The sequence below is a fragment of the Mycolicibacterium arcueilense genome (genome assembly GCF_058536225.1).
Window position 1 is genome coordinate 1 of the sequence record NZ_JBZTYL010000043.1, and the last position, 11,720, is coordinate 11,720.

Sequence of the window (11,720 nt, forward strand, 5' to 3'; positions counted from 1 at the left end):
TGGGCGACATGCTTATCTGTAGTGCTGTACTCGATGATCTGCGCTCTGCGGGGCGGGTTTTGGCGGATCGGTGTGAATCGGGAATGCCGCGTGTGACTGTGGTTGAAATTTCTTAGCGCTGTCAGGTTGTGGCGGTGGCTGGTTGTGGTGTTGGTGTGGGGTGTGTTGTGGGTGTGGTGGGGCGTTGTGGCCACCAGCTGGCTTGGCGGAGCAGGGTGGCGATGGCTGGGACGGTGAGGGTGCGTACGAGGAAGGTGTCCAGCAGTAGTCCGCAGCCGATGATGAGTCCGGTTTGGATCATGATGGCTACCGATCCGATCATCAGGCCGAACATGCTGGCTGCGAAGATGAGGCCGGCGGAGGTGATGACTGAGCCGGTGGTGGCTACGGTGCGCAGCACGCCGACGCGGATGTTGTGGGTGGATTCTTCGCGGAGTCGGGATACGAGCAGCATGTTGTAGTCGGCGCCGACGGCGACGAGGATGATGAACGCTAGTAGTGGTACGGGCCAAGCGATTTGGTGGCCGAGGATCCATTGGAAGACGATGACTCCGATACCGAGTGAGGCCAGGTAGTTCAGCACGACGGTGCCCAGCAGATATAGCGGGGCGATCAGGGCGCGTAGCAGGGCGATGAGGATGAGTCCGACAATGACCAGGGTGGCGATGGCCAGTTGGGTGAAGTCGGATGAGAGCAGGCGTTGGATGTCGGAGTTGACGGCGGGGAATCCGGCGACCGAGACGGTGGCGTGGTCCAGGGAGGTGTTGGGGCGTGCGGTGTTGGCGACGTCGGTGATCTGGCGGGCCAGGTTCATCGCCTCGCCGCTGTAGGGGTCGGTGTTGGTGTCGATGGCGAAGCGGGCGGTTTTGCCGTCGGGTGAGAGGAAGTGTTTGGCGACGTCGGCGAATTGGCGGTTGTCGAAGGCTTCGGGGGGCAGGTAGAAGCCGGTGGCGGCATCGGATCCGGCGGTGGCGCGGGCGGAGTTTTGCAGTTGGGCCGCGATTTGACTCATCCCGGACAGCATTTGGATGTTGCTGTCGGCCAGGGTGTGCACGCCGGTGGCCAGGGCGCGTGCGCCGGAGGCCAGTTGGCTGATGCCGTGTTGGAGTCGGCCGATGTTGGCGGTCAGGTTTTCGGGGTTGCCGAGGGTTTTGAAGGCGTTGTTCATGGTGGCCACGGTGTGTTGCACTTCGGTGAGGGTGCCGGTGACGGTGGCGTTGGTGGCCGGGTTGTACTGGTCGCCCAGGGTGGCGAGTTGGGTGAAGAATCCGTTGTCGCGCAGGGTGGTCAGGATACTGACCTGGTCGCGGATCTGGGTGCATTGCGGGGTGGTGATACACCACGGTGAGGTGTTGAGTGCGGTGACGAGCGGGTCGAGGGCGGCGATGGCGGTCTGGGCGCGTTCGGCCAGGGGTCGGATGCCGGGGCCGGCTTGGATGGCGGTGTCGACCTCGGGTGCGGTGGCTGAGAGTTGTTGCAGCAGCGGGCCGAAGCGCTGCATGTTCTCACCGGCGGCGCCGGCTTGGGTGAGTACACCGCCGAGGGGGGTGAGCGCGGTGCGCACGGTGGTGTCGAGTTGGGCCAGGCCGTCGGCGAGTTGGTCGGCGCCGTGGGTGAGCTTGTCCAGGTCGGTGCGCCGGTCGTTGCCCTGGGCGACCGAGTCGGCCATCTTGTCGCCGATTTGTCCGTTCTGCCAGGACAGTTGGGCTTGGTCGAGGCGTTGCCCGGCCGGTCGGGTGATCCCGGAAACACGTGTCACGGCCGGGATTTGGGCGATGCGTGAGGCCATCTCGTCGAGGTCGGCCAGGCCTTTGCCGGTGCGCATGTCGGTCGGGTTTTCCACGACGAGGAATTCGGTGATGACGACGTCTTTGGGGAAATGGCGGTCCAGCAGCTGATAGCCCTGGTTGCTGGCGGTGGTGGGGGGTTGTCCTTGGCGGTCGTCGTAGCTGATGGTCATGGTCGCCGCGGCCGCTGACAGTGCCACCAGGATGGTCAGGCTGATGACCAGCAGCGGCACCGGGCGACGCACCACGGCCACGGCCACGCTGTTCCAGTAGCGGCGGGTGCGGTCGGGTTTGGGTTCGCCGATGCCGCGGGTGGCCGCCAGCGCCAGCACCGGCGGCAGCAGGGTCACGGTGGCGGCGAATCCGACTGCCACGGCGACCGCGCAGGCCGGACCGAGGCCGGCGAACACACTCAAGGTGGCGAACACCATGGCCAGAAAGGCCAGGGCCACGGTGCCCGCCGAGGCCAGGATGACTCGGCCGATGCTGGCGGTGGCCGCGATGACCGCCTGCTCGGCGGGCACCTGGGCGCGGCGTTGTTCGTGGTAGCGGCTGATCAGAAACACGGTGTAGTCGGTGCCGGCGCCGAGCAGGATCGCGGTCATGAACGCCACGGTGAACTGCGAGACCGGCATGCCGATTTCCCCCAGGGCAGAGAGCACCCCACGCCCGACGGCCAGGCTGATCCCGATCACCAGCAGCGGCAGCAGCGCGGTGAACACCGACCGGTACACGATCAGCAGGATCAGCGCGATCAGCCCGGCGGTGGCGATCGAAATGAACACCAGGTCGTGCTCGGCTGAGGCGATCTGATCGGCGAACGTGGCCGGTGGCCCTGTCACATAGGCCGTGGTGGACGTGTTGGCGAATGCCGTGTCGGTGAGATCGCGCACGGCTTGCACGGATTCGGCCGCGGTGGGATCACCGAGCGTGCCGGCCACCCCGACCGGCAGATACCAGGCCTTGCCGTCACCGCTGACCGCCTGGGTTCTGGTGACCGGGTCGGCCAGCAGATCCTGGACCAGCAGGACATGGTCGTGATCGGCGCGCAACCGCCCCACCAGATCCTGATAGCGCAGCTGATTATCGGGGGTCAGACCGGCCGGGTCTTGCATCGCGACGAACAGCATCGTCTTGGAGCCCTGCTCACCGAACGCCTCACTCATGCGGTCCACGGTCTGAAACGAGGGCACATCACGCGGGATCAGATCGACCGACTGTTGGCGCACCACCGTCTCCAGCTGCGGGAACAGCAGCGCCAGCACCACCGCGGCCGCGATCCATCCACCGATCACCAATGCCTTGTGGCCCACCGTGAACGCCGCGAGCCGACCCAACCGGGCGCTGTATTCCGAAGATCCGGACAGATCGACGCCGCGCCGGCCACGGGAAGGCCCAGCATCTCCGGTTCGATCGCCCATCCCCACGCCTCCCAAGAAACGAAACTATCGGTATCGCTACGATACTAATAGTCCCACACGAGGATCGGAAGGGCCGCGCCGACCTTTCGGGCCATGGTTGCGGCTGGGCGCGGTGGGGGGTGAATTAACTTGCGGTGTCCTCAGATTCGTCGTCGGGCAGGTCGTGGCGCACCACCCGCACCCGCCCGCGGGGCAGGCATGCCATGTAGCCGTGGCGTTTGCCGTAGAGCTCCCAGGAGGTCGCGGCCTCCTGGGGGGCGACATCGATGCGATGCCCGCGGGAAAAACCCAGGTGCAACCCGCCGCCCTCGTCGCACCACGCCCCCGTGCACACCGCGCCGGCCAGGTCCAGCAACGGACGCTGCTGGACCGAGACGTTGCCCGGGTCGATGAGGACCTGCTCTTCGGGATAAGACGATCCGATCGGCGGCAGGGTCAGCCGGATCGGGGTGGCGATCACCAATTCGTTGTAATCGTCGAGGTCGAGCACCAATCCGTCGCGCAACGAGACACGCTGAACGGTGCACCGCTCGATCCAGGGGGTATGCATGCCCGGCTCCCTTCGACACGTCGTTGTGTCGCTTTATGGTACTGGGAGTAGCGCAGCGATACTACTAGTATCGCTAAGTGGTGGTGTGGGTGCCGTGCACCAGCTGTCGGGTTGTGCGGTCGATGCGTTCGCGGGCCAGGTCCGCATCGATCCGGCCGCCGATGACGGCGATCAGGTTGGCCAGCCACACGTCGGCGATCAGGCTGGCCACGTCCCGGTCATGTGCGCTGGGTGTGGGCCCGCCCAGGGCGCGGGCCAGCATGTCCTCGATCACCGCGACAGCGTGCTCGATCGCGCTGGTGGCCTCGGTGTCGGCCACGACGAACGCACGCACCATCGCCTCGGTCAGGTGCGGGTTGGCCTGCCAGGCTGTGTGCAGGTGGGTGGTCAACCGCCCCAGCCGGGCCTGCGGCGCCAGTTCACCGGTACTCCAGACGAATTCGGTGTCGAGACGTTCGAATTCGCGGGCCAGCACCGTCACCAGCAGATGGCTTTTGGATCGGAAATGCCGATACAGCGAGCTGGCGGCAATGCCGGCCTGCGCGGCCACCGCACGCATCTGCACACCGTCAAAACCGTGTGCTGAGGCCACCGTCCACGCGGCATCCAGGATCGCCTCGCGACGCGCCCACACCGAGGCCGCCGGCCGGCGCGGGCGCCGCACCCGGTCCCGGGGTGCGGCGGTGGGCGCGCTCACCGCGACCCCGCGTCGGGGCCGGCGCCACCGTAGCGGGCCAGCTCGGCGAACAACTCCCCGAAACCGCTGATGTCACCGTGGGCGGCGAAATGGGCCGCATCCACCGTGATGAACACCGCCGAGGCGGTGAACCGGGTGACACCGTCCACGCCGACCCCCACCCCGTCCACATGCAACGCCCGGCCCTCGCGGGTGGCGATCCGCGCGGTCAGCCGATGCGTACATCCCAACGGCACCGGCTGCAGATAGTCCACCGTCAAACGGCGCGTCACCGCCGGGGTGGCCGCGATCCACAACGAAAACCCCAGCACGTCATCACAGGCCGCGGCGATCGCGCCACCGTGTGCGAGCCCCGGCGCACCGATATGACGCTCATCGAACACCAGATCAGCGAACACCTCATCGCCGCACCGAAACACCTCCAGCTGCAAACCGTGCGGATTGTCCGGCCCGCAGCCCATGCAGGTCGGCGTGTGTGACGGCAACCGCTGCGGCTGATCAGCACCCATCACGGCCTCCTCACACCCGGGCAGCCCCGCCACCGCGTCCCGACCCGGGACCGCCGGTACTAGCAGTTTCGCTGCGCTACTATCGGTACCATAACCGGGAGAGCGGGGGCAACGCACCGGCGATCGGAACACCAGGAGGTCAGGTGGGGACAGAACCCGCGGCGGCACCCGACGACGAGGACGACGTCGACCCGCGCCGCACCCGATCGCGCACCCGACTGCTCGACGCCGCGGCCAACCTGCTCAAAACCGGTGGGATCGAAGCCGTCACCATCGACGCGGTCACTAAAGCCTCCAAGGTCGCCCGCACCACCCTCTACCGCCACTTCAACAGTTCCTCACAACTGCTCGCGGCCACCTTCGAACGCCTTCTGCCCCAAGTCATCCCGCCCGCCCCGACCAGCGGCACCCTGCGTGAGCGGCTCATCGAACTGCTCTCGCGCCAAGCCGACCTGTTCGCCGAAGCGCCGCTGCACGTCACCACCTTGGCCTGGGCCGCGTTGGGCCCCACCGAAACGCACGACAGCGACAGCGATACCGGCCAACACGCCACCGCCAGCATGCTGCGCACCCGGGTGATCGAGCAGTACCGGCGGCCTTTCGACGAAATCCTGCACAGCCCCGAAACCTTCGACCAACTCGGCGAACTCGACATCGAACTGGCACTGTGCCAACTGGTCGGCCCCCTGGTCTTCGCCAGAATGACCGGCCTACGCGCCATCGGCCACCACGACTGCACCCGCATCGTCGACGACTTCATCACCGCGCAAACCACGCAGCGACCCGCACAACCAGCCAGCTAGGAGTTGGTGTCCGGGTGGGGTTTGCCGGCCAGTTGCCCGTGCAGGGTCGCGATGATGTGGTCGCGTTCGCGCAGTTGGGCTTTCAGGTCGGCGATCTGGGCGTCTCGTGCCTTCAGGCGGGTCCGTAGCGCGGTGATGATGCTGCTCTCGGTGTCGGTAGCCGGTGGTGGCGGTGGATCGGGGGCGGCGGCCAGCGGCTGGGTGGTGCGGATCTGTTCTCGCAGTTGGGGGCGGCGGTGGATGACGCTGCGTGACACTCCGGCGTGGCGGGCCAGGCTGCTGACGTTGATGTCGAGGCCCTGCTTGCGCATCTTCTTCAGGGCCCGATCGATACGGGCCTCGACGTCGGCGCTGCGTTTGCGGGCGCTGGCCTCAAGGGCGGTGAGGGAGGCGGGGGTGACGGTCATGCGGGTGTGTGAGGATCGGCTTTGCGCAGTGCTGAATCGTGCGCACCGCGGGTGGCCACAGGTTGCAGCGGGATGCGGTTGGCCGTCCCGGCCCCGGCGATCGCCTCCTGATGGGTGCGTTGATCTGCGGTCAGGCGGTCCAGGATGGCTTGCAGGGAATGCAATTCGCGCAGGCGTTGGGCGACCCATACGTTGTCATCGGTGAGTTCGCGGCCGGTGCGCTGGCGGTACTGCTGACGTCTGATCTCGACCAGCGCCGTGGTCTTGGCGTGCTGATCTTTGAGTTCGTCGAGGTGGGTGGCGTCGGTGGCGAAATGCCCGCACGACAGACAGGCGTTGCCCTTGTCGCAGGTTTTCAGTGGCGGCAGCAGGCACACCCCGTTGGGCAAGACCCGGTCGGTGCGCACTGAGAGCTGGGTCATGTCCAACATGTCAGACGGGCTGATTCCGATGTCGGTGCCGTGAGCGCCGATCTTCTTGTGTTTGAGGAACTCCGCTTCGGCGGTCGCGGCCAGTGTCGCGGCATAACGCATGGTCATCTCGGGGCTCTTGTGGCCCAGGTAGCGCTGGACGACGTGGATCGGCACGCCGTCGTTGAGCAGTTCGGTGGCCCGGGTGTGGCGCAGCCGATGCGTTTGGGTGAACCGCAACGGGTTTCCCGCAGCATCGCTGAGACCATGGATGGCATCGAGCTTGTCCAGGGAGGCCCGATACGTTGCATACGGGCGGGGCCGGCGCCCGGCCAGGTTTTGTTTGACCGCGATGAACAGGTATTTCGGGGTGAGGCTGGGGTGGGTGTCGGCGAGCCAGCGCTGTTGCTCGGCGATGACGTTGACCACGGCCTGCTCGACCAGGATGGTGGGGATGACCCCGTCGACTTTGGTCTGTTGGTAGCGCAGTTTGGCCACGAACACATCGGGGTCATCGGTGGCGGTGGGCCGCGCCGCGCCGGGGATCGCTTCGAGCGGGTGGTGATCGAGCATGAGAATTTCTGAGGCCCGCCGCCCAGTCAGTGCTTGCAGCAGCCAGATCCGGGCGGCCTGGGGGTCGCCGAGGCCTTTGATCAGCGACACGGTGCCATCGGGATGGGTCACCGACACCAGGGCGCCCCGTTGGGCGGCGAGCACGTCGAGGTAGGCCAGCATCTGCTGCAGTTCTCCAGTGGAGTACCAGGTCAATTCCCGGGTGCGGTGGGCGCGGCGGGTGCGAAACGCCGGCCCCCACAACCGGGTGTGCGCCGCGGACAGGTTCTCCCAACGCGCATCGCCGGTGGCTGCCGCGGCCTCGGGTGCATGGTCGAGCATGAACGTGTAGAAGCTCTGGATCTGAGATTGGCTGTCGCCGATCGCCGTGGCAGACAACGGCTTGTCAGGTCGGGCAGCCGCGGCTGGGGAGCGCAGGTATTCGTTGTAGGTAGTGAAAATCAGGCGTAGCTGCGCCGGGTCATCGGATAAGACGGGATCGGTGTAGCCACGCGCGATCACGAATTCACCGAAATGGCGCGCCATCTCGCGGGCACGATCGACTGCCGATGACCAGCGCAGCAACTCCGCATCCAGGCAGGTGCGCAGCCAAAACCGCACCCCTTCGCGCAGCCACGCTGGTTCGATCGCGCCGATGCGCACCGTCTTCTCGTGGCACGGTTCGTGTTCGCGTTGCGGGATCCGTGGATCGGCCCGCAGATCCCAGGTGTCATAGGCCCACCAGTCGATGGCGCTGGCCCGCACCGACACAAACAGGTGCAGATGCTCGATCAGGCCCACAATATTGCGGCGTGTGCCGCCGGCGGGCAGCCGCGCATTGCGCCGCTCGAACACCACGACCGCGTGGCGCACCATGTCGTTGACCGCCAGGTCGGTGATGCTCACCGGGTGGCGGCCGTGCGCACTGCGGTACTCGGCCGCGGCGGCGCTGATGGCCTGGGTGGCCCAGCGCAGCAGGGAATGCTCGATCTTGCGCAGCCCCTCGTGGTAGCACACCCACACCCACCAGGCGATCTCGTCGGCGAACCGCGCCGGTGTGGCCTGCGGGGTGAAGTCGTACACCCCAGCGGTCGCAGCGGGCGGCAGATCGTTCTTGCGGGACAGGAACACCCGATCTGCCGGGGGCAGATGCACCTGATAGGCCGGGCGGCGCCATTCGGCGGGTACCTGGGCCCACTGCGCCTGCCACGCCACCGCACCGAGGTCGCCTACCGGTGTGGTCAGGCGGCCCTCATTGCTGGCCATCGTGAAGTCCTTTCCATCCGGCGACATAGTTTTTCCACTCGGCCAGTGAACGCATCGCCGCGTCCTGGGTGACCCAGCCGTAGGTGGACAGAGTGGTCTGCACATCGGCGTGGCCCAGACGCCGCATCACCACATGCTCAGGCACCCCCGCCAGCAGCAACGCGGTGGCGTGAGTGTGGCGCAGCCAGTGCGGTGACCAATCCGGCGGCAGACTCCGATGCGCTGTGCGCAGCCCGCGCACCTTCTCGTAGATGTTCTCCTGGCGCATCGGCGAAAAACGCGGTCCCCGTTGCAGATTGACGAACACGAAATGATTCGACAGATCATCGACCACCTGGTCGGCGTTCATCGCGACCAACTGCCACACATACTCTGAATACAGTGCCTCCAGGTCATCACCGACATAGATCCGCCGCGGCCCGGTCTTGACCCGAGCACCATGGGGATGATCTTGGCGCTCCACAATGTCGATCCACGGGGTCGCACCGGCGCCGATATGAAAATCGTTGTGCCGCAGTGATAAGGCCTCGCCCAGACGCATTCCCGTTTCGGCCAGTACTGCGAAAAACAATCGGTTGCGCACCGCGGCGGCCCCGCCGGTCCAGTCCCCGTCGCGCTGCACCGAGCAGCCATCGAGGATCGTGGCCACCTGGGCAGGCGACAAGACAGGGGTAGCCGATCGCCGCGGGGTGCGCACCGGGTAGATCGGGTGCTCGCCGTCGCGGTGGGGCCCGACGCCGTCGAGGAACCCGACGTAGCGGTTGTGGCGCCGCCAGCTGCCCCGCTGAGTGACCAAACGCCGATAAGGCACCTCGGTGGTGCCGGCATCAGCGTGATAGCGATACATCGACAACACCGCAGCCGCCCGCGGCTGCAAAGAACTGGTCACCATCTTGGTCTCGGGGGCACCCAGGCGCGGTGTCCCGGGCAGATCCCCAGTCCGCAGATACTGCAAGTACTGCCCGAACAGGGTGGTGGGGAAGTCATCCCAGCGATGGCCGGTGTGCTCGAGCATCGTGAACCACCGCGCCAACCCCGCGGCGTAGCCACGCACCGTGTGCGGGGACGCGCCCCCCTCACGCAGAAACCTCAGATACTCCGCAGCCGGGGCCACCGGCAGATGATCGGCGCCAACGACCGTGTAGGTGACAGGCTGGTCGGCAAAGATCACCCGCTGCACTCGCGCCACCGGCCCCCCTTGTGTTCTAGCCGCGCCGGCTTCGCTGCCGCAACGGAATCACATTGCTGCCCGTACTGGGCGCCGATGACCCGGGTCCGACCGTCGCTCTGCCGCTGCCGGCGGCCACCCGCACCGCCGCCGCGCCCGGGGCGGCCCGCTGCCCGGCCATGAAGTCCTCCAGCAGATCCTGCGGCCACACCAAGTCATAGGGGGCCAGCATCGCCGCCGAACGCGCCGAAAACGCCATCTCCAGCCACTTGCTGATCAATCGTGGCCGCTCCACCTCACGGTCATTCCAGCCCGGCTCCACCCGACCCCACGTCGTATCGGTATCCGGATTGACCCGGGTGTAGAGCTGGCGGCGCAACGCCTCAAACCGCGCCCCAGTCAACAACTGCGAGGTATGCAGATGCTTGATCAACGCCCCCAGCGACACACCCCACTTTGCTTTCACCGGCAACAACTCCGCCAGCGACGGAGCCCGCGACACGTCCTTGGCCAGCACCGCCGCCGGCGCCAACAACTCCGAGGCGAACTGCGACGCCTGCTCCTCGCAGGCCTCGGTGACGCTGCCCGAGGCATGCAACACCAGATGACCCACCTCATGAGCCAGCGTCCAGCGGGTCCGTTCCCACGAATTCGATTGCCGCACAACGATCAACGGCCGGGTATTGAACTCCCCGACACGCACCGAATAACCCAAATGCTTGTCGATCTTGCCGGTGGAATCCCCGTCACCCAGGATCCGCCGTGACGAGGAGGTCAGCAAGCGGCGCACCACGACCACCACACCGCTGCGCTCGATCTCATGCGTCAGGTACTCGATCGGCTGATCGTGCTCCAACCCCCAACTGGCACGCACCGCCGCAGCGGCCTGGGTCACTGCGGTGTCGATCGGAAGTATCGGCAACTTCACCGCAGGTAACTGAGTGCGGCCATTGAGCTCGTCGAGAAACTCCCCAGCCAATGCCGCGAACTGCGCCAAATACTCCCGCTCGGTCGCCGTGATCGACCGCGGCGCACGGAACAACAGATCCGACTGGTGCACCCGCGACGTCGGAGCGGTGGTGAAAAATTTCGCCGGGAACCGCAACACCGCCACCAGCCGGTCGAAATCCTTGATCGGCAACGCCGTCGTGGTCGACTTCTCCAACCGGTTCAGCCGAGAATGCTTCCAGCCCAACGCTTCCATCACCGCAGTGGCAGTCATCGCGCGCATGACCCGGGCCTGGTTGACCCGCAACCCATACACGTCCACGGTCGTCGTCATTGCGACCTCGATTCAACAGCCACCCGCCGACATTCGCATCGACCCCCGACACCACGACCCCTTAAGCCGGCTCCTCGGGATCCTCGCCCGTCCCCAGCGCCGGCGGCTCGTACTCGCCGAAGTCGTCCCTGGGCCCCTGACCCTGCGCCGACGGAGTCACCAGCGGAGAGTCGGTGACTGGAGGCAGCGGCTCGGTTGCCAAAATCTGCACCCGCGACGCATTGTCCACATCCACCACGAACGCCAACACCGCCTCCGACAATCCCCACCCATCGTCGGTCGGCCACCACAGGGCGAAGATATCCGGTGTACCGGCCGGAGTCACAATCGGCGACGGAAACAACTGCGCCGGCTCGTCCTCGTCCAACAACATCTGCTCGTCGACCTGAGCCTTCGGCGGCCGCAGCACCCGAAGATCGCCGCCCGTCGGATGCGTCACCACCCGAACTCGCTCCCCGTGCAACACCTTCGACGGCCACCGTCGCGCACGAAAATCCATCCCCCGCGAATCGGCGATCTGCACCGACAACCCACTGCCACGAGAAGTCAACAACGTGTCCCCAGGGATCGGCTTGCGAAGCTCGCGCATCCTCAACACCATCTGGCGCACACACGTACAAAACGCCTGACCATGAATATCCAACGGATCCTCGAACAACGGCTGCCACATCTGGCCAACCTTGGGGATCACCACCTCCAAGTCGTAACGCAGAGTCGCCAACGACGGCCCATGATCCGACACCGCCTTGCGCAACCGCTCTTGTAGGTTCACACGGCGAATTTCGCACACAAAAACAGAGAGCGCAAGCAACACGCCGCATCGGCGTGGCGAGAGGGTTGATATTGCTACGCACACTCTTAGAGTACA

The 11,720-nt window shown here is 66.1% G+C and carries 10 protein-coding genes; 1 reads left to right on the top strand and 9 read right to left on the bottom strand.

From position 1 onward, the window contains the following. Nucleotides 1–121: 121 nt before the first annotated feature. From AC4LGL_RS33810 to AC4LGL_RS33825, 4 genes are all read right to left on the bottom strand, one after another. Nucleotides 122–3,208 carry an MMPL/RND family transporter gene (locus AC4LGL_RS33810; RefSeq protein WP_003882619.1) on the bottom strand — a complete coding sequence of 1,029 codons (3,087 nt, stop codon included), beginning with the start codon at nt 3,206–3,208 and terminating at the stop codon, nt 122–124. Nucleotides 3,209–3,332: 124 nt separating this feature from the next. Continuing rightward, entirely contained in the window at nt 3,333–3,758 is a 426-nt protein-coding gene (locus AC4LGL_RS33815) for a DUF6188 family protein (protein WP_003882618.1), read from the bottom strand. 73 nt (nt 3,759–3,831) lie between these two features. After that, complete coding sequence (locus tag AC4LGL_RS33820) at nt 3,832–4,392, bottom strand: TetR/AcrR family transcriptional regulator (protein WP_079710224.1); 561 nt, start codon at nt 4,390–4,392, stop codon at nt 3,832–3,834. Between the two features lie 59 nt (nt 4,393–4,451). Next, nucleotides 4,452–4,964 carry a PaaI family thioesterase gene (locus AC4LGL_RS33825; RefSeq protein ID WP_003882616.1) on the bottom strand — a complete coding sequence of 171 codons (513 nt, stop codon included), beginning with the start codon at nt 4,962–4,964 and terminating at the stop codon, nt 4,452–4,454. A 143-nt stretch (nt 4,965–5,107) separates the two neighbouring features. Here AC4LGL_RS33825 and AC4LGL_RS33830 point away from each other — a divergent pair, with 143 nt between their 5' ends. Then, nucleotides 5,108–5,767 (top strand): TetR/AcrR family transcriptional regulator, encoded by a 660-nt coding sequence (locus AC4LGL_RS33830; protein ID WP_003882615.1) that lies wholly within the window; start codon nt 5,108–5,110, stop codon nt 5,765–5,767. Here the strand turns inward: AC4LGL_RS33830 and AC4LGL_RS33835 are convergent. The 5 genes from AC4LGL_RS33835 to AC4LGL_RS33855 all read right to left on the bottom strand — a co-directional run bounded on the left by AC4LGL_RS33835 (nt 5,764) and on the right by AC4LGL_RS33855 (nt 11,624). Beyond that, nucleotides 5,764–6,174: a DUF6262 family protein gene (locus AC4LGL_RS33835; RefSeq protein ID WP_003882614.1), complete on the bottom strand. Its 411-nt coding sequence runs from the start codon at nt 6,172–6,174 to the stop codon at nt 5,764–5,766. The genes AC4LGL_RS33830 and AC4LGL_RS33835 overlap by 4 nt on opposite strands. Further along, on the bottom strand, nt 6,171–8,402 hold the full coding sequence (locus AC4LGL_RS33840) for a site-specific integrase (protein ID WP_003882613.1): 2,232 nt from the start codon (nt 8,400–8,402) through the stop codon (nt 6,171–6,173). Before AC4LGL_RS33840 ends, AC4LGL_RS33835 begins: the two co-directional genes overlap by 4 nt. Then, nucleotides 8,389–9,591 carry a tyrosine-type recombinase/integrase gene (locus AC4LGL_RS33845; RefSeq protein WP_021269098.1) on the bottom strand — a complete coding sequence of 401 codons (1,203 nt, stop codon included), beginning with the start codon at nt 9,589–9,591 and terminating at the stop codon, nt 8,389–8,391. Before AC4LGL_RS33845 ends, AC4LGL_RS33840 begins: the two co-directional genes overlap by 14 nt. A 16-nt stretch (nt 9,592–9,607) precedes the next feature. After that, nucleotides 9,608–10,852, bottom strand: coding sequence for an ImmA/IrrE family metallo-endopeptidase (locus tag AC4LGL_RS33850; RefSeq protein ID WP_003882611.1), 1,245 nt, complete (start codon nt 10,850–10,852; stop codon nt 9,608–9,610). A 61-nt stretch (nt 10,853–10,913) separates the two neighbouring features. After that, the gene (locus AC4LGL_RS33855) at nt 10,914–11,624 is read right to left on the bottom strand and encodes a hypothetical protein (RefSeq protein ID WP_003882610.1); all 711 of its coding nucleotides are present in this window, start codon (nt 11,622–11,624) and stop codon (nt 10,914–10,916) included. Between the last annotated feature and the right edge of the window lie 96 nt (nt 11,625–11,720).

Excerpts from the sequence above, each read along its gene's own strand:
- AC4LGL_RS33810 (WP_003882619.1), bottom strand. The coding sequence starts at position 3,208 with ATGGGCGATCGAACCGGAGATGCTGGGCCTTCCCGTGGCCGGCGCGGC.
- AC4LGL_RS33815 (WP_003882618.1), bottom strand. The coding sequence starts at position 3,758 with ATGCATACCCCCTGGATCGAGCGGTGCACCGTTCAGCGTGTCTCGTTG.
- AC4LGL_RS33825 (WP_003882616.1), bottom strand. The coding sequence starts at position 4,964 with ATGGGTGCTGATCAGCCGCAGCGGTTGCCGTCACACACGCCGACCTGC.
- AC4LGL_RS33835 (WP_003882614.1), bottom strand. The coding sequence starts at position 6,174 with ATGACCGTCACCCCCGCCTCCCTCACCGCCCTTGAGGCCAGCGCCCGC.
- AC4LGL_RS33840 (WP_003882613.1), bottom strand. The coding sequence starts at position 8,402 with ATGGCCAGCAATGAGGGCCGCCTGACCACACCGGTAGGCGACCTCGGT.
- AC4LGL_RS33850 (WP_003882611.1), bottom strand. The coding sequence starts at position 10,852 with ATGACGACGACCGTGGACGTGTATGGGTTGCGGGTCAACCAGGCCCGG.